The following is a 16,978-nucleotide window of genomic DNA, read 5'->3' as shown; positions in this document are numbered from 1 at the left end:
CATGAAAAGCGACGAAGAACGAAATCAAGAGCATCAGCGATATGCACGACGTTTGGCCAAATTAGAAGCGCAGAGTGCCGCGGCTTTTGATCGTCGTCGTCGCTATCAAGAACAGGGCATTGGCAGTCGTGTCGTGGGTATCAAGCGTGCACAGCGCGTTGACAACTCACGGCGCGTACTCAGCATCTTGGTTCCTTTTTTGATCATTATGCTGCTGGCCCTGTATATCGTTTCTCCTTTAAGCAAGATTAAAAAAATCCAGGTAACTGGCAATCAAGATCTGTCGGCTGCTAAAGTTGAATCGGCAGCCCAGATCAAAAAGGGAGCCCTGATCTGGCGAGTCTTGTTTCAGCAAAAAAAACTTGAACAGACGGCCCAAAAAGCCAATCCGCAGGTTAAAACGCTCAAGGTTAGTCTAACTGGACCGCAGTCGATCAAAATCAAGGTCACTGAATATCCGATTATTGGCGTAATTGAGCATAATGGGGTCAATCAGCTGCTGATTGGCAATGGTCGGCTGACTCCAGTCAAGAATCGCTCAATCTCTAATTTTGTCCGCTATGCCGGTTTTGAGCATCATGAAAAGATCATGCAGCAGACAGCCCGTCAGATTGGCAGGCTTCCCGCCGCGATCCGGGGTGGCATCTCAGAAGTAACCTTTGCCCCAACGACATCAGATACTAAGCGTCTGCGCATTTATATGAATGATGGCAACGAGATTTTGGTTCGTTCTGACAATCTGAATCAAAAAATGCGCTATTATCCTTCAATTGCCTCCAAAATGAAGGCAAACGGCGTAGTTGATCTGCAATATGGGGCTTTCTCGTACTCATATGGCACCAAAGACGAGTAGGTTCGTTGATCAAGCGCCAAATAAACATGGTTTGGACCTTTTTTGTATCGTGTTAAGTGTGGTAAAATTTAGTACAGTTTATGGCTACAATCTGAATCCGGGTTGAATTTTAGAAAACAGGAGGGTTCCAGGCAGATGGAAAATTCACAAGTCTACGTAGGCTTAGATATCGGAACCACTTTAATTAAAGTATTGGTATGCGAAAACGTAAAAGGACAATTAAAAGTCGTAGGCACTGGCGTTCAACCATCTGCTGGGCTGAATCGTGGCGTGATCGTTGATATTGACAAAACGGCGCAGGCAATTTCAAGAGCGGTTGCTGAGGCCGCGGCCAAGTCGGGCATTGACATCAAAAAGGTCGTCGTTGCTCTGCCAGCCAACTATCTGCAAATGGGTCACGTTCATGGCATGATTACGATCGCCAGTCAAGGCCAGTCGCGTGAGATCGTCAATCAAGACGTAATCGACGTTGCTCAGTCAACGCTGACGCAGAATCTGCCGCCTGAACGCGAAATCATTGACCTGGTTCCACAAGAATTCACGGTCGATGGCTTTAAGGGAATTAAGGATCCACGGGGAATGGTTGGCGTTCGCTTGGAATTGGCAGCTACTCTTTATACTGGCCCCAAGACGATCGTTCACAACACTAAGAAGGCAGTTGAACAAGCGGGGCTGCAGATTCAAGATCTGGTCGTCTCACCGATTGCCACTGGCTTTAACCTTCTCAACGATGGCGAGCAGGACTTTGGTACGCTGGTCGTCGACATGGGTGGCGGTCAGACTACGGCCAGCATCATTCACGACCATCAGCTGAAGTTTGTCTATGTTGATCCTGAAGGCGGTCAATTAGTAACGCGCGACATCTCGACGGTGTTAAATACCTCAATGCGCAATGCTGAGCGCCTCAAACGAGATCATGGCTATGCCGACAGTCGCATGGCTGATGAAAACGTGCAGCTGGCAGTTGATGTCGTTGGTCAAAATCAGCCGGTCGAATATTCTGAAAAGTATCTGGCAGAAATCATCGAGGCTCGGATTCGGCAGATTTTCCAACGTATCAGCAATCGTTTAAAAGAGGTGCATGCGCCTAATCTGCCTGGTGGCGTCATTTTGCTTGGCGGCGTGACGGCCTTGCCTGGTGTGGTTGAGTTGGCCAAAGAATATTTTACGACCAATGTAAAGACTTTTGTTCCTGAACAGATGGGAGTCCGTCATCCTGGCTTTGCACTGGCAATTGCTCTGGGAATGTATGAGGATCACCTAAACGATATTGATCGTCTGCTGAAGCAAACCGTTCAGCAAGGTGCCTTGATTATGAGCCCTCATCAAGCCGAGCAGCCGCGCAAGCTGGAAACGACTCGTAGCTACTATCAAGAGTCATATCAAAAACCAATGCCTGATGCCTCGTCAGAACCTCAGCAAGCAAAAGAAGAGCCAATGACGCCGGAAAAGCCCGTCAAAAAGCCTAAGAGCAAGGGTGGCATTAAGCGCTTCTTAGAGAACTTCTTTGACTAATTAGACTAACTTTTAAAGTGACGGAGGAACCAACGAATGGACAATTTAACTAATGAAACTGACCAAATGCAATTAGAGGGTGCGAAGATCAAGGTTATCGGTGTCGGCGGCGGTGGCGGCAACGCAGTTAATCAAATGATCAATGATAAAGTGTCCGGCGTTGATTTTATCGTTGCCAACACTGACCTGCAGGCATTGGATGCCTCACACGCCCAAACCAAGATTCAATTAGGCCCCAAGCTGACCAAAGGATTGGGTGCCGGCTCTAATCCGGAAGTCGGCTCCAAGGCTGCTCAAGAAAGCGAGTCTGAAATTTCAAAAGCCCTTGAAGGTGCTGACATGGTATTCGTAACTGCCGGCATGGGTGGTGGTACCGGGACTGGTGCTGCTCCAGTCGTTGCTAAGATTGCCAAGGACTCTGGTGCGCTGACGGTTGGTGTCGTTACGCGTCCATTTACCTTTGAAGGTCAGCGCCGTGCCAAATTGGCCAGCGAAGGACTTGAAAAATTAAAGCAAAACGTTGATACGCTGATCGTCGTTGCCAATAATCGACTGTTAGAAATGATTGACAAGAAGACGCCAATGATGGAAGCCTTTAAAGAGGCTGATAACGTTCTGCGTCAAGGTGTAGAAGGGATTTCCGATCTGATTACCAATCCTGGCTACATCAACCTGGACTTTGCCGACATTCGTCATACGATGGAAAACCAGGGCTCTGCTTTGATGGGAATTGGTTCTTCGACAGGCGAAAACCGGGCTGCCGAAGCCACGAAGAAGGCCATTTCCTCACCACTGCTTGAAGTATCGATTGACGGGGCTGAACATGTCCTGATGAACATTACTGGTGGTAAGAATCTGTCGATGTTTGAAGCCCAGGAAGCTTCCAACGTCATCAGTCAGGCTGCTAATACCAATGTTGATATTGCCTTTGGGATGGCCATGGATGACACGCTTGGCGATGAGGTTCGCGTAACGGTTATCGCTACTGGTATCGATAAGGCCAAACAGCAGCGCCAACAGGCAGCCGCTGCTCGGCCAGTAAGCACGCCAGCTGCCAGTGAAACGCACGCTGCCCGTGTTGAACCAGAGGCCAAGCCAGTTTCTGAAAGCAAGCCTGCTGAACAGCCTGTAGAAGAACGTCCAGTCGAAAATCAACGGAGTGAACGAGCAGCTTCTCAGGATCCATTTGCTGGCTGGGATGATCCAACCGCTGGCACTCATTTAACCGATACGCGTGAACAAAACGATGAGTTCAATCACGTTAAAAAGCCAGAATTCAATGTCTTTCATGGGGATGTAGCTGCATCCGACGAACAAGACGATGATAATCTGACGATGCCACCATTCTTCAAGAACCGTCGTCATGATTAATTAGTGATTTGGGGGAGCTGAATAAAGGCGCTCCCTTTTGCTGTATCTTCAGCTCAGAATTAAAGGAGGAGCAAAAATGGCTAATTTTTTAAATAACTTTTTTGGAATCGGCTCTGAATCAGAAACTGAAGATTACGAGCCGCAGCCGGTCGCACCAGCAGCTCCCGTAACGCCAGCCATCAGCAAAAAGGTGGTCCCGATTGATCGAGCACAGCATGCTGCGGCTAAGCCAGCACCGGTTGAAAATGGCAAGATCATGCTGTTTGAGCCGCGGTTGTATGGCGAGGCCAAGGAAATCGTTGATGAGCTGCTGAGTCATCATGCCGTTATCGTTAATTTCACTCAGATGGACAACAAAGCTGCCAACAAGGTCGTGGACTTTTTAAATGGGGCCGTCTATGCAATTGATGGTGAAATTAAGCGGATTGGCGAGCAGATCTTTCTATGCGTGCCACGTGACGTTGATGTTGCCGGTAAGCTGGCCGGTGATCTTAATTCCAATAACAGTGAACGACTTTAAGGAGAAATATGGTTGCTTATCTTGCATGGCTGATCAATAAAATTATTGATGCTTACATTTTACTGATTGTTGTCTGGTGTCTTTTAACCTGGTTTCCGGGTGCAATGCAGAGCCGTTTAGGTGAATTGCTCACTAAGCTGGTTCAGCCGTATCTGCGTTTTTTTGACGAACACATTCCGCCACTGGGAGGGATCAGTTTTGCGCCGGTGGTGGCCGTATTCGTGCTTTATCTGGTACAGTATGGCATTATTATGCTGACCAGAATAATAGGCTATTAGGAGCAGAAAAATGACGGATGAAGAAAACATTAAGCAGCATTTTCGTCCTGATGAAGCGCCCTTGATTGCTCAGGTTGAGGATTGGCTGAATATGGCCGCTGATCAATACCGGCCGATTTTGACTGATTTTTTGAATCCGCGCCAGGTCTATATCGCTCAAACGCTGACCAATCGACGTGATGATGTTAAAATGCGGGCCAATGGCGGCTGGGAGCATGCTGAGATGCAGCGGGTCTTGTTTTATCCCAGCTATTATGAGCCGCAGCAGACTGACTTTGAGCTGCAGCTGATTGAAATCGACTACCCAACCAAATTCACCGAGCTGCATCATCGGCAGATCTTGGGAACACTGATTGGCACTGGCTTGGTGCGTTCATCATTTGGTGACGTGCTCAACGAGGGAATGCGCTGGCAAGTAGTAGTCAGCCGCAGTCTAACCGACTATCTGCGGCAGCAGGTTGGTCAGATTGGCAAGATCCACGTTAAAATGAAGCCGGTTGAACCAGAAATGATCGTGACGCCCCAAGAAGATTGGGAAACCATGACTGATACGGTTTCATCAATGCGCTTGGATGCTGTGATTGCAGCCGGCTTTAACTATTCACGCAACCGTGCCAAGCAGCTGATTGAACATGGCGATGCGCGGGTAAACTGGGAGACTGAGATGCGTCCCGATTATCCGCTGGTTGCTCATGATCTGCTTTCAGTACGGCATGCAGGTCGAATTCGGATTGATGAGATCCAAGGAACTACAAGAAAAAATAAGATTCGCGTCGCCATGTCAGTGGTGCATGCTTAGTTTGGAGGAAAAGCAAATGACGTTAACCGTTGAAGAAATCAGCAAAAAGCAGTTTGACAACAAAATGCGGGGCTATAATCCCAGCGAGGTCAATGAATTTCTGCGTCAAGTGGCCAGTGAGTTTCAGGCACTGCAGGCTAAGAATCATGAATTAACGGAAACTATCAAGGCCAATGAAGAAAAACTAAAATACTTCACGGACTTGAAGGATTCTTTGAACAAGTCGATTCTGGTCGCGCAAGAAGCAGCCGACAAGGTTAAGAACAATGCCAAACGCGAAGCCGAAATCATGATTCGCGAGGCGCAAAAACAGGCAACCGATATTGTTTCAGAAGCCAATGCCAAGGCAAATCAAGTTGTTGAAAACAGTGCCGATGAAACGCGGAAACTGACTACGGAAACCAATGATCTTAAAAAACAAACACGGATTTTCAGGCAGCGACTGCAGGTAATGCTGGAATCACAGCTGGAAGTCGTTAAGAGCAAGGATTGGGATGAGCTGTTGGCGAATGACGATCTGAGCAAATATGACGAAATTCAAAAGATTTTGGGAAGCAGTCTTGACAATCATTCGACAAACAGTGTAGAATCACAAGCAATCGATCAACCAGCTGCTGAAAAGTCGCAGGAAAGTCAGGCACCAAAGCAGGATCAAAAAGCTGCGGCCAAGCCTGCTGCTAAAAATGATGGCGAGACGGTTGTTGTCTTTCCTGACAGTTCGGCACACTAGTTGATAATTAATCGCGAACAAACTGTTGAGGAGAATCACGCCCCCAGCGTCGTATTTCAGCGAGCCAACGAATGGTGAGAGGTTGGCAATTAAGGCCTGGGCAGCTATCATCTCTGAACGTCAATGCGAACTCAGTAGCATTGGCCGGCTCATTGCCGTTACCAAATGACTTAAGGAATCAGACAACTGATTTGAACTTGGGTGGTACCACGAAAACGCTTCGTCCCATTGCGGGCGGAGCGTTTTGTCGTTTGGACGCGATTTTTAAGTTTAGAGAATTGACAAGGAGGAATTCGCAGATGCGGGTCAAAGACACTTTGAACATCGGCAAGACTAAGTTCCCTATGCGTGGACGCTTGCCGGAAACCGAAGTACAACGCGAAAAGCTGTGGGAAGACAACAAAGTCTACGAACAGCGGCAAAAATTGAATCAGGGCAAGCCAACTTTTATTCTTCACGATGGCCCTCCATATGCTAACGGGAACATCCACATTGGCCATGCCATGAACAAGATCTCCAAAGACTTTATCGTTCGCTACAAGTCGATGGCTGGTTTTCGGGCACCATACGTACCAGGCTGGGATACGCACGGTCTGCCGATTGAGCATCAACTGACCAAGATGGGCTATGACCGCAAGAAGATGAGCACGACTGAATTTCGGGATCTGTGCCGCAAGTTTGCCTTGGAACAGGTCGACAAGCAGCGGACTGACTTTAAGCGGCTGGGAGTTTCTGGCGAATGGGACAACCCATACCTGACGCTGGCTAAGGAGTTTGAAGCACAACAGATCAAAGTCTTTGGTGCTTTTGCCAAGAAAGGTCTGCTATACCAAGCTAAAAAGCCAGTCTACTGGTCATGGTCATCTGAATCTGCATTGGCAGAAGCCGAAGTTGAATATCATGACGTTGTAGCCAAGACGGCCTACTTCTGTGAACAGGTTATTGATGGCAAGGGACGTTTGGACAATGATACGTACCTGGTTGGCTGGACGACTACTCCTTGGACGATTCCAGCTTCTGAAGCCGTTGCCGTGAACCCCAAGATTATCTATGCCGTAGTTAAGCCGGCTAATGATGATCGGAAGTTTGTAATTGCCGATGAGCTGGTTGCCAAATGTGCTGAAAAGTTCGGTTGGGATGAATATGAAGTCGTTGATCGGCTGTCTGGTCAAGACATGGATCGCATGACCAGCAAGCACCCATACAACGACAAGGAAATGCTGGTTGTTAATGGTGATCACGTCACGCTTGAAGCAGGGACAGGGCTGGTTCATACCGCGCCTGGCTATGGTGATGATGACTACCAAGTCGGCAAGAAGTATGGCCTGCCGATCTTTGCACCAATGAACGATCAAGGTGTCTTGACTGCTGAAAACGGTCCTGAGTTTGATGGCGTCTTCTATCAGGATGCTGACGACATTTCGTTGGATCTTTTGAAAAAGCATCATGCACTCTTAAAGCAGGAACCGCTGGAACACAGCTATCCATTTGACTGGCGGACCAAAAAGCCAATCGTCTTTCGGGCTACTGATCAATGGTTCGTCTCAATTGACAAGATGCGTGATGAAATCTTAAATGCCGTTGATGAAGTTAAATACTATCCAGGCTGGGGCAAGGTTCGGCTGCACAACATGCTCAAGGATCGCGGCGACTGGGTCATCTCGCGTCAACGGGTCTGGGGCGTGCCATTGCCAATCTTCTACGCTGAAGACGGCACGCCAATCATGACTGAAGAAACGATCAACCATGTTTCCGACCTGTTCCGTGAGTATGGCTCCAACGTTTGGTTTGAACGCGATGCCAAGGACCTGCTGCCAGAAGGATTTACCAGTGAACATTCGCCACATGGTCAGTTTAAGAAAGAAACCGACATCATGGACGTTTGGTTCGATTCTGGCTCCAGTCACCAAGGCGTATTGGCAGAGCGTGACTACCTGACCTACCCATGCGACATGTACCTGGAAGGTTCTGACCAATACCGTGGCTGGTTCAACTCCAGCCTGATCTGCAGCGTCGTACTTTCTGGTCATGCTCCATACAAGTCCATCGTTTCGCAAGGCTTTACGCTGGACAAGGACGGCAAGAAGATGTCCAAGTCGATCGGTAACGTTATTGATCCAAACAAGGTCGTTAAGCAGATGGGGGCCGAAATTATCCGTCTTTGGGTAATGAGTGCCGATACTTCAGCTGATGTGCGGGTTTCGATGGATACGTTCAAGCAGATCTCGGATGCCTACCGGAAGCTGCGCAATACCTTCCGCTTCCTTTTGGCCAACACGGCTGACTTTGATGCCAATGATGACACGGTTTCCTATGAAAAGCTGGAAAGCGTTGACCAATACATGGTCGTTAAGCTGAACCGCTTCTTAAAGGAAATGCGCGATCTGTTTGATGAGTATGACTTCATGACGGCTTACAAGAAGCTGATCAACTTTGTGAACAATGATCTGTCGGCATTCTACATGAACGTAGCCAAGGACGTCTTGTACGTCGAAGCCAAGGATTCTCATGCGCGTCGTTCAATGCAGACGGTCTTTTACGACATCTTGGTAACGCTGGTTAAGCTGCTGACGCCAATTCTGCCGCACACGACCGAAGAAGTCTGGGAATACATGGATGAGCCAGAACAGTTCGTCCAGCTGACTGAAATTCCAGAGCCACGGACCTACGCCAATGAAGAAGAACTGCTGAACAAGTGGGACGACTTTATGGAGATTCGCTCTCATGTTCTGAAGGCCTTGGAAGAAGCGCGTGATGCCAAGCTGATTGGTAAGTCGCTGGAAGCACAGGCTGATCTGTACTTAACCGACAGTCAAAAGACGCTTTTGGACAGCATGAACGCTGATGCCGGTCTGCTCTTTGGCGTATCGGCATTGCACGTTCATGATGCTGACCAAGCACCAGCTGATGCCGAGAAGTTCAACGACAACGTTGCCGTAAAGGTTTCCGTCGCTGCTGGCGAAACCTGCCAACGCTGCCGGATGGTAAAAGAAGACGTTGGCGAGGATGCCGTTTATCCAATGCTTTGTGCGCGCTGTGCAAAGCTGGTGCGGGAAAACTTCCCTGAAACGGTTGCTACTGGCCTAGAAAAGTAATCTTAAACGAACCTTTATTGACCGGTTAAAGACAAGGTTTAATAAACGGTGTAAAATGTATCAAGCAGCATTTAACTGTTTGATGCATTTTTATTTTGCAGTGAAATGGCAGGTGAAAAAATTGCTAAAAGGACGCGTAAAAAATTTTGATGCCCAAAAAGGCTGGGGCTTTATTGAAATTGAAAACGAGCCAGATGTCTTTGTTCACTTTAATGGCATTGAAGGCAGCGGCCATCGTGAGCTAAAGCCCGGACAGCTGGTTTCCTTAGTCGTCGTACAGGGAAGAAAAGGGCCGCAAGCTGCTCATGTTCGACCATTGGATAATTTTTAGAAATGAGGGACGACAATGGATCTAGAAGAAAAAACGATTGATCGACAGACGGTCTTCAAAGGCCATGTAGTCGACGTTGAGCTTCAGCACGTCAAAACACCGCAGGGAAATACTGCTGTGCGTGAGATCGTGCGTCATGCCCCGGCAATTGCTTTGTTGGTAATTGATGATGATCAGAAGATGATTTTAGAAAAACAGTGGCGAGCCCCAGTGCAGAATATTACATGGGAAATTCCGGCCGGCAAGCTGGATGAACGCGATCACGGCGATGCAAGACACGCGGCCGTTCGTGAGCTGAACGAAGAAACGCGCCTTAAAGCTGATAAATTGACCAAGATTACGTCTTTTTACAGTTCCGTAGGCTTTTGCGATGAATTCTTGACGCTTTATCTGGCTAAGGGCCTCAAACCGGTTGAACGTGCCCTGCCGCAAGACCAAGATGAAGACATCAAGCTCTACCGCTTCAGTCTTGAGGAGGCTCTGCAGATGATTGCCAATGGTGAGATTCAAGACTCCAAGACGATCGTAGCGGTTTATTATTGGCAGGCGCAGACATTGGCCCAGAAATTAAAGGAAAATAATGAAAAATCAGCAGATTGATCCAGAAAAAATGACGCGCCAGCAGTATCGTGAATGGCAAAAACAGCAGCAGCAAATTCAGGAAAATCCTGAACCACCGCTTGATGATGTCAGTGAGCCAACGCCGCTGCAACCGCGCCAAACGGTAAAAAAGGCTCAAGCACAGCAGCTGGCTGAAGAAAAGACTGCTCGTTTAAAGCGCCGGCTGAATTGGGCAATTCTAGGGCTTAGTCTGGCGATTATCGTCGTCTATCTAATTTTGTTTTTTGTAGGTTGATGGAAGGAAGATCTTAATGAAGTTTGGAATTATTTGTGCGATGCAAGAGGAGATTAAGGAACTAAAGGCAGCTCTAAAAAATAATCGGACCAAGACGCTGGGCGATAAAGAGTACTTTGCCGGTCAAATTGATGGTCAAGACGTCGTACTGGTTGAATCTGGGATCGGCAAGGTTGAGGCTGCGATTACTGCTGAGCATTTGGCAGTGGACTTTGCCGTTGACGTCATTATCAATTCTGGTTCAGCTGGCGGGATTGGCGAAGGCCTGCATGTTGGCGATGTGGTGGTTTCTTCAGAGACGGCCTATCATGATGTTGACGCGACTGCTTTTGGCTATGAATACGGCCAGCTGCCGCAAAAAACGCCTCGTTTCAAAGCCTCACAGCAATGGGGCAGTGCCTTGATGACGGCGGGTGAAAAGACTGGCTTGAACGTCAAGCGCGGCCTGATCGTTTCGGGTGATCAATTTGTTGCCAGTCAGGCTGCGATTGCCAAGATCAAGCAGCACTTCCCAGATGCTCTGTCCGCTGAAATGGAGGGCGCTGCTGTGGGACAGGTAGCCTGTGATCACAAGCTTCCTTACGTTGTTGTGCGGGCAATGTCTGATACTGGTGATGAAAAGGCCAATGTCTCATTTGATGAGTTTATCATCGAAGCCGGTAAGCGCTCAGCTAAGATGCTTTTGCAGCTGTTTAGCGATCTAAACGCTCAGGAGGGATAAGATGGCTGAATTCGTTTCTAAGCTAAAGCTTCCCGGCGATACTGACACATATTCAATCAGCCCGGAGATAAAAAAATACACGCTGCTTGATCTAGGATTTGAACAGTCAGCGCGGGGCGTCTATACCTACTTAGGCAGCCTGGATCGGCAAAATCCATTCAAACCAGTTGCTCGTTTGAAGATTCGCATCAATCCAGAAATGACTGGTTTTAAAATGGAAACCGTCAATACCAACGGCTTTCGTGAAGTCAACATTTTTAGGCATCCGCGTGCTGATGAATTGACGACTCAGTATCACTTCATCTTGAATGAAATGGTCGAGCGGCATATCTTTGATCGTCAATAATGTTTTTTACTGGTCAAACCGGGCGTGTCTTTGTTACAATGAAAAACACTGTGAACACGCGACCTTCACTCGTAGATTGTTCCAGAATCTATTGAAAATGATGGTGATAAAATGACAGACAACTCTAAGACTCGCGTTGTCGTTGGCATGAGCGGCGGCGTTGACTCCTCAGTTACGGCGCTTTTGCTGAAACGGCAGGGCTATGATGTCGTGGGCGTCTTTATGAAGAATTGGGATGACACTGATGAAAATGGCGTCTGCACTGCAACTGAGGACTATAAGGACGTCGCTAAGGTTGCCACGCAGATTGGTATTCCATATTATTCAGTAAACTTTGAAAAGGAATACTGGGACCGAGTCTTTAAGTACTTCATTGCAGAATACAAGAAGGGCCGCACGCCTAATCCTGACGTTATCTGCAACAAAGAGATCAAATTCAAGGCTTTTATTGAATATGCTCATCAGCTGGGTGCCGAGTACGTTGCAACCGGTCATTATGCTGATTTGAAAGCAGATGCTGATGGCAATATGCACTTGATGCGGGCGGCTGATCCGCATAAAGATCAGACCTATTTCTTGAGTCAGCTGGATCATGCTCAGCTGGATCATGTTTTGTTCCCACTGGCTGGCTACACCAAAAAGCAGGTGCGCGAGATTGCCAAGGAAGCAGGACTAGCGGTTGCTGATAAGAAAGACTCGGTAGGAATCTGCTTTATCGGAGAAGATGGTCATTTCCGTGAATTCTTGAGCCAGTATCTGCCAGCACAGCCCGGCAACATGGAAACCGTTGATGGCAAGGTAGTTGGTCAGCATGCCGGTCTGATGTACTACACGATTGGTCAGCGACGTGGTTTGGGCCTTGGCGGCAATAAGGAAAGCAATGAGCCTTGGTTTGTAATCGGCAAGGATATTACCAAAAACGTGCTTTATGTTGGTCAAGGCTATGAAAATGAGCATCTGTATGCTACTCATCTGGAAGCCAGCGACATTCACTGGGTTGATGACGTGGTCAGTCGCTATGGCCGCCATTTCCACTGTACGGCCAAGTTCCGCTATCGTCAGATCGATGAAGGCGTTACGGTAACAATCAGTGATGACGATCAGATGGTAACGGTCGAGTTTGATGAACCGGCACGGGCAATTACGCCAGGCCAGGCCGTAGTTTTCTATGACGGTCAGGAATGCTTGGGCAGTGCAATTATCGATCGTGCCTACAATCATGATCATCAACTTCAATACGTATAATCAAGACTGTCTTTGACAGAGCCGCTTGCAGTTACCCGCGAGCGGTTTTTTGCTATCATTGAGTACTTTAATGATATCTTTATTTATATTTATAATGATAAATATTGGTTATCTCCCAGTTATTTTTGGTATCATATAAGCAGACACATCAAAAAAGGCAGACATTTGGAAGAGAAAAATGACAAGGATCTATTTTATCAGACATGGTAAGACTCAGTGGAACCTCCAATCGCGCTATCAAGGTGCCCATGGCGATTCACCGCTCTTGAAAAGCAGTTATCAAGAAATTGAGTTGTTAGCGAAATCATTAAATAACACCGCTTTTGCTCATGTTTATGCTAGTCCGCTTAAACGAGCCCGCGTTACGGCAATGACGCTGCTTGACAATCTGGAGCAGACGGTGCCGTTTACGATTGACAGTCGGCTGCGTGAATTTGATCTGGGACTGATGGAAGGAATGCATTTCAGCGCCGTTGCTGAAAAGTGGCCCGCGGTTTTGGACAGTTTTCGACATCATCCTGATCGCTATGATGCCTCGATCGTGCAAAGCGAGAGTTTTCCTGAGGTGATTGCTCGGGTTGGTCAGGCCGTTAAAGAGTACGCACGCTGCTATTCCGGCAATCAAAATCTATTGATCGTTTCCCATGGGGCCGCTTTAAATGCCGCCATTAATGGCCTGCTTGCAGTTCCAATGGCCCATCTAAAGGATCGTGGCGGACTTAGCAATACATCGACTACGATTTTGAGAACCGATGATGCTGAGCATTTTGAATTGGAAAAATGGAACGATACCACTTATCTGCATAAAGAACATCTAGATCCGACTGATACGATTTAATGGGGTGAATAATATGAGCAACCAAGAAATCAATCGCGAAGAACAGAAAAAACAGACTCAAAAGCTGGTTCACCGCTTGGTAATGGCAATCGATGAAGAACCAGACAAATTCAACAATTACTATGACCTGGGTGCACTCTTGACGCGTCTTAACGACTTTGAGCAGGCAGAAGAGCTGTTTATGAAGGCTTTGGGCATCTTTGAAAAGAAAAATGATGCCAAAGCCGTCAACCTGTTAAACTATGGCTTGGGCAACGTCTATTACTCAGTCGGCAAGACCAATGAAGCAATCAAGCAGTACAATAAAATCGATGATGCCAAACTGAAGGCCGATTCTTATTTGATGCTTGCGCAAAGCTACATGAAGCAGAAAAACTATCAGCAGGCGGTGGCATATGGTTTGACGGCTCATGATCTGCGTCCGCAAGATCCTGAAATCAATCAGGCAATTGGGGATTCGTTATTGGCACTGGGCGAGTTTAAACAGGCTAAAAACTACTATGACCTGATCTTAAAGCGTCACCCAGGCCGTGCTGATACGCAGTTCAACCGAGGACTGGTGGCAATGGTCTTAGGCGAGCCTTACCAGGATTACCTGAATCAGTCACAGCAGCTTGATCCAGACTATTATGCACAAAGCGAAAAACGTATTTCAGATATTGAGCACTTTTTGCAAAAGCAATCTGGTCAAGATAAATGATTGCTGCTCAAAAAAATAGCCGTCCGGCAGCAACGTCATTTATCGGCGTTCTGCGTCGGGCGGCTTTTGTTGCGCCGAACAGTTTTTATCAAGTCTTATACGTGCAGGTTTTAGAAGCGCCGTTTGTCAAGAAGCAGGCTGAGATTACCGTGGTTGGACGCTTTGGTCAGCTTAAAGTCGGTCAGGCCTATCGCTTCATTGGCTACTGGCAGACGCGCGCCCGTTTTGGCAATCAGTTTCGTGCCGTCGACTACCAGGAAGTAAGGGAGGATTTGCATGGCCAAGAGTAAAAGCGCATCAGCTAAAGAGAGTCTGCGGGGGACGGTTAATTTTATCAAGTTTGCTAAAGAAGAAGGACCCAGAGCTTTTCGTATCTGCGTAGTTGATGTGGAAGAGGCCAGTTTTCCCTGGTCAGAAATGGAGATTACGGTCAAGGGACCACTGGGAGACATTAAAAAACACCAAATGTACGAATTTACCGGTCGGCTGGTCGACAATGCCAATTATGGCCGGCAATTCGAGGCTGCGAGATGTCAGATTGCCCTACCGCAGTCAGAAGATGAGCTGACTGGGACCTTAAACCAGGCTGGGATTGCGGTTACGGATGCGGCCGAGATCAGCCACCGCTTGTTTAAGAAGTTTGGCAAAAAAGCGGTCGCCAAAACCGTTGATGATCCTAAGCGACTGGAGAAGATCAAGATTTCTAATGAGGCTGATCGCAAGCTGGCTGCTGATTATTTCAATGCCCGCCATGATGAGCACCAAATGAATGATGAACTTGTAGAATGGCTGGCCAAACTCGGTTTTAAGGATCGTCTCAGTGAGCGGATCATTAATAAATACGGTGCGGATACGATGAAGGTCATCAAAGAGAATCCCTATCAACTGGTTTTGGATATTGATCGCATCGGTTTTGGTCGGGCGGACTTTGCTGCCGGGGTCTTGGGAATTGCACCAGATGATCCGCGGCGAATTGCGGCAGCCTTATTGGAAGTCTTAAATCAAGAAACTATGAATCAAGGTGCTACCTATGTCAGTCAAAAGACACTGATCGCACGTGCAATGGGTCAGCTGGGCAACGTATCCGATGCAGCGCTGTTTGAAAACGAGCTGGCTGAGCTGATTAAAACCCATCAACTGCAGGCTGAGGATGCCGAACATATCTATCCACGCTTCTTGTATAATTCCGAATGGCTGATTGCTGAGCATCTGCATCGAATTTTGTTTACTGAAGCCAAAGTTGACGAAAAACGGGTTGATGAGGCCGTCCAGACTGCAGAAAAGGCAGCCCGGATCGATTATGACCAGCAGCAGAAAAAAGCAATCAAAATGGCGCTTGAATCCAAGGTGCTTTTACTTACTGGAGGACCAGGGACAGGGAAGACGACCATTATTCGGGGGATCGTTAACAGCTTTGCTCAGCTGCATGGTGTTGATGATGAAGAAATCATTTTAGCGGCGCCAACCGGTCGAGCTGCCCAGCAAATGGCGGCTGCAACCAAGATGCCAGCCAGCACGATTCACCATCTATTGGGACTGACTGGCCAAGAAACGCCATCTAAAATGACAGCTAGCCGTTTGAAAGGCAGTCTGCTGATCGTTGATGAGATGTCGATGGTTGACACATTGCTGTTTAAGACTTTAGTCGCCGCGATTCCTCAAACGATGCATGTGGTTTTGGTTGGTGATCAGGATCAATTGCCGTCAGTTGGTCCAGGACAGGTTTTTCGGGATCTTTTAAGCTTTGCCCAACTGCCGCAGGTTCGCTTGACGCAGATTCATCGTCAGTCAGCTAAATCAACGATCATTCCGCTGTCAAAAAGCATCAATGAAGGCCAGGTACCAGCTGATTTGTTTAAGCAGGCCTTGCCGGATCGCTCGTTTATTCCAACTGATGCTCAAAATGCTGGCCGGTTTATCAATCAGCTGATGGATTGGGGACTAAGCCAGCCGGGATGTGATCTAATGAACGTGCAGGTCTTGATCCCAATGCATAAGGGAATTGCCGGCATTGACCAGCAAAACCGCAATCTACAGGATCATTTGAATCCCGCCAGTCCAAATCGGCAGGAGGTTAAATTTGGTGAGACGGTTTTTCGTAAAGGCGATAAGGTAATTCAAACAGTCAACGACCCAAGCAACAACGTCTATAATGGCGACATGGGAATCATTGCCGCGATTGAAGGAGGCGACAATGCTCCACAGACTAAATCAGCCAAAAAGCCGCTCAAGGTAACCGTCCGTTTTAACAATGACAACGAGGTTAGCTATAATCGCAAAGAATTGGCCAATCTACAGCTGGCGTACTGTGTAACGATTCATAAATCACAGGGGAGTCAGTTTAAAATGGTGATCCTATTGATGCTGGCCAACTACCGCTTGATGTACCAGCGTAATCTGCTGTATACGGGAGTCACACGGGCGACTGATTTCCTGCTGCTGCTTGGTCAGCCAGAAGCTTTTCAGGATTGTATCCAGCAGCCGCCCCTGGCTCGACACACGATGCTGCCTGATCGCCTGCTCAAGGTTTGGCAGCAGCCAGATTTTTATCGGGCACCCGAGCCGGTCAGTGATGATGAGGGAATCAATCTGTTTGCCAACGTTCCTAAAGCAGAAGCAATTGATTTTTTAAAGCATCATCACCAAAATAGCGATCCTCAGGCCCAGCCGCAGCCAGCCGCACAGTTGCCAGATCGTTTGACTGCACGGCTGATTGAACAAGAGGCGATTGACCCGATGATTGGAATGCAAAACGTTACGCCTAATGACGATTAAATCAG

General features: G+C 47.7%; 18 protein-coding genes. All 18 read left to right on the top strand.

Going from position 1 to position 16,978, the window contains the following annotated elements; translation table 11 throughout:
* The first annotated feature begins 1 nt into the window (after position 1).
* Positions 2-853 (top strand): cell division protein FtsQ/DivIB, encoded by an 852-nt coding sequence (locus tag FC47_RS06160; RefSeq protein ID WP_039945615.1) that lies wholly within the window; start codon positions 2-4, stop codon positions 851-853.
* Positions 854-988: 135 nt separating this feature from the next.
* A complete protein-coding gene (gene ftsA, locus FC47_RS06155) occupies positions 989-2,368 on the top strand; it encodes a cell division protein FtsA (RefSeq protein WP_033934922.1) in 1,380 nt (459 codons plus the stop codon).
* A 36-nt stretch (positions 2,369-2,404) separates the two neighbouring features.
* On the top strand, positions 2,405-3,739 hold the full coding sequence (gene ftsZ / locus FC47_RS06150) for a cell division protein FtsZ (RefSeq protein WP_006499704.1): 1,335 nt from the start codon (positions 2,405-2,407) through the stop codon (positions 3,737-3,739).
* A 76-nt stretch (positions 3,740-3,815) separates the two neighbouring features.
* Positions 3,816-4,259: a cell division protein SepF gene (locus FC47_RS06145; RefSeq protein WP_006499705.1), complete on the top strand. Its 444-nt coding sequence runs from the start codon at positions 3,816-3,818 to the stop codon at positions 4,257-4,259.
* 8 nt (positions 4,260-4,267) lie between these two features.
* Positions 4,268-4,537: a YggT family protein gene (locus tag FC47_RS06140; protein ID WP_006499706.1), complete on the top strand. Its 270-nt coding sequence runs from the start codon at positions 4,268-4,270 to the stop codon at positions 4,535-4,537.
* A 10-nt stretch (positions 4,538-4,547) separates the two neighbouring features.
* Positions 4,548-5,336, top strand: coding sequence for a YlmH family RNA-binding protein (locus FC47_RS06135; RefSeq protein ID WP_006499707.1), 789 nt, complete (start codon positions 4,548-4,550; stop codon positions 5,334-5,336).
* A gap of 16 nt (positions 5,337-5,352) precedes the next feature.
* Entirely contained in the window at positions 5,353-6,066 is a 714-nt protein-coding gene (locus FC47_RS06130; RefSeq protein WP_033934918.1) for a DivIVA domain-containing protein, read from the top strand.
* Positions 6,067-6,365: 299 nt separating this feature from the next.
* Positions 6,366-9,161 carry an isoleucine--tRNA ligase gene (ileS, locus tag FC47_RS06125; RefSeq protein WP_056968405.1) on the top strand — a complete coding sequence of 932 codons (2,796 nt, stop codon included), beginning with the start codon at positions 6,366-6,368 and terminating at the stop codon, positions 9,159-9,161.
* A 121-nt stretch (positions 9,162-9,282) separates the two neighbouring features.
* Positions 9,283-9,492 (top strand): cold-shock protein, encoded by a 210-nt coding sequence (locus FC47_RS06120; protein WP_056968417.1) that lies wholly within the window; start codon positions 9,283-9,285, stop codon positions 9,490-9,492.
* A 15-nt stretch (positions 9,493-9,507) separates the two neighbouring features.
* Positions 9,508-10,092 carry an NUDIX hydrolase gene (locus tag FC47_RS06115; protein WP_006499711.1) on the top strand — a complete coding sequence of 195 codons (585 nt, stop codon included), beginning with the start codon at positions 9,508-9,510 and terminating at the stop codon, positions 10,090-10,092.
* A complete protein-coding gene (locus FC47_RS06110) occupies positions 10,073-10,348 on the top strand; it encodes a hypothetical protein (protein ID WP_006499712.1) in 276 nt (91 codons plus the stop codon). The genes FC47_RS06115 and FC47_RS06110 overlap by 20 nt, the downstream gene beginning before the upstream one ends.
* 16 nt (positions 10,349-10,364) lie before the next feature.
* Positions 10,365-11,069 (top strand): 5'-methylthioadenosine/adenosylhomocysteine nucleosidase, encoded by a 705-nt coding sequence (locus tag FC47_RS06105; protein ID WP_033934914.1) that lies wholly within the window; start codon positions 10,365-10,367, stop codon positions 11,067-11,069.
* 1 nt (position 11,070) lies between these two features.
* The gene (locus tag FC47_RS06100; protein ID WP_056968404.1) at positions 11,071-11,415 is read left to right on the top strand and encodes a cysteine desulfurase; all 345 of its coding nucleotides are present in this window, start codon (positions 11,071-11,073) and stop codon (positions 11,413-11,415) included.
* A 111-nt stretch (positions 11,416-11,526) separates the two neighbouring features.
* A complete protein-coding gene (mnmA, locus tag FC47_RS06095; RefSeq protein ID WP_006499715.1) occupies positions 11,527-12,660 on the top strand; it encodes a tRNA 2-thiouridine(34) synthase MnmA in 1,134 nt (377 codons plus the stop codon).
* A 178-nt stretch (positions 12,661-12,838) separates the two neighbouring features.
* Positions 12,839-13,498, top strand: coding sequence for a histidine phosphatase family protein (locus tag FC47_RS06090; RefSeq protein WP_034539864.1), 660 nt, complete (start codon positions 12,839-12,841; stop codon positions 13,496-13,498).
* A 13-nt stretch (positions 13,499-13,511) separates the two neighbouring features.
* Positions 13,512-14,198, top strand: a complete 687-nt coding sequence (locus FC47_RS06085; RefSeq protein ID WP_006499717.1) for a tetratricopeptide repeat protein — start codon at positions 13,512-13,514, stop codon at positions 14,196-14,198.
* Positions 14,195-14,488, top strand: coding sequence for a YrrC family ATP-dependent DNA helicase (locus FC47_RS06080; RefSeq protein ID WP_006499718.1), 294 nt, complete (start codon positions 14,195-14,197; stop codon positions 14,486-14,488). Before FC47_RS06085 ends, FC47_RS06080 begins: the two co-directional genes overlap by 4 nt.
* A complete protein-coding gene (recD2, locus tag FC47_RS06075) occupies positions 14,475-16,973 on the top strand; it encodes an SF1B family DNA helicase RecD2 (RefSeq protein WP_006499719.1) in 2,499 nt (832 codons plus the stop codon). The genes FC47_RS06080 and recD2 overlap by 14 nt, the downstream gene beginning before the upstream one ends.
* Positions 16,974-16,978: the final 5 nt, after the last annotated feature.

The sequence above is a fragment of the Limosilactobacillus mucosae DSM 13345 genome (assembly GCF_001436025.1).
Lineage (GTDB): Bacteria > Bacillota > Bacilli > Lactobacillales > Lactobacillaceae > Limosilactobacillus > Limosilactobacillus mucosae.
The sequence above is the reverse complement of the archived record's forward strand: the minus strand, read 5'-3'. Positions and strand labels throughout refer to the sequence as shown.

Coding starts and splice junctions, on each gene's coding strand:
- FC47_RS06135 (WP_006499707.1), top strand. CDS start 4,548: ATGACGGATGAAGAAAACATTAAGCAGCATTTTCGTCCTGATGAAGCG.
- FC47_RS06085 (WP_006499717.1), top strand. CDS start 13,512: ATGAGCAACCAAGAAATCAATCGCGAAGAACAGAAAAAACAGACTCAA.
- FC47_RS06080 (WP_006499718.1), top strand. CDS start 14,195: ATGATTGCTGCTCAAAAAAATAGCCGTCCGGCAGCAACGTCATTTATC.
- FC47_RS06140 (WP_006499706.1), top strand. CDS start 4,268: ATGGTTGCTTATCTTGCATGGCTGATCAATAAAATTATTGATGCTTAC.
- FC47_RS06100 (WP_056968404.1), top strand. CDS start 11,071: ATGGCTGAATTCGTTTCTAAGCTAAAGCTTCCCGGCGATACTGACACA.
- recD2 (WP_006499719.1), top strand. CDS start 14,475: ATGGCCAAGAGTAAAAGCGCATCAGCTAAAGAGAGTCTGCGGGGGACG.
- FC47_RS06145 (WP_006499705.1), top strand. CDS start 3,816: ATGGCTAATTTTTTAAATAACTTTTTTGGAATCGGCTCTGAATCAGAA.
- FC47_RS06160 (WP_039945615.1), top strand. CDS start 2: ATGAAAAGCGACGAAGAACGAAATCAAGAGCATCAGCGATATGCACGA.
- mnmA (WP_006499715.1), top strand. CDS start 11,527: ATGACAGACAACTCTAAGACTCGCGTTGTCGTTGGCATGAGCGGCGGC.
- FC47_RS06110 (WP_006499712.1), top strand. CDS start 10,073: ATGAAAAATCAGCAGATTGATCCAGAAAAAATGACGCGCCAGCAGTAT.
- ileS (WP_056968405.1), top strand. CDS start 6,366: ATGCGGGTCAAAGACACTTTGAACATCGGCAAGACTAAGTTCCCTATG.
- ftsA (WP_033934922.1), top strand. CDS start 989: ATGGAAAATTCACAAGTCTACGTAGGCTTAGATATCGGAACCACTTTA.
- FC47_RS06105 (WP_033934914.1), top strand. CDS start 10,365: ATGAAGTTTGGAATTATTTGTGCGATGCAAGAGGAGATTAAGGAACTA.
- ftsZ (WP_006499704.1), top strand. CDS start 2,405: ATGGACAATTTAACTAATGAAACTGACCAAATGCAATTAGAGGGTGCG.
- FC47_RS06130 (WP_033934918.1), top strand. CDS start 5,353: ATGACGTTAACCGTTGAAGAAATCAGCAAAAAGCAGTTTGACAACAAA.
- FC47_RS06115 (WP_006499711.1), top strand. CDS start 9,508: ATGGATCTAGAAGAAAAAACGATTGATCGACAGACGGTCTTCAAAGGC.
- FC47_RS06090 (WP_034539864.1), top strand. CDS start 12,839: ATGACAAGGATCTATTTTATCAGACATGGTAAGACTCAGTGGAACCTC.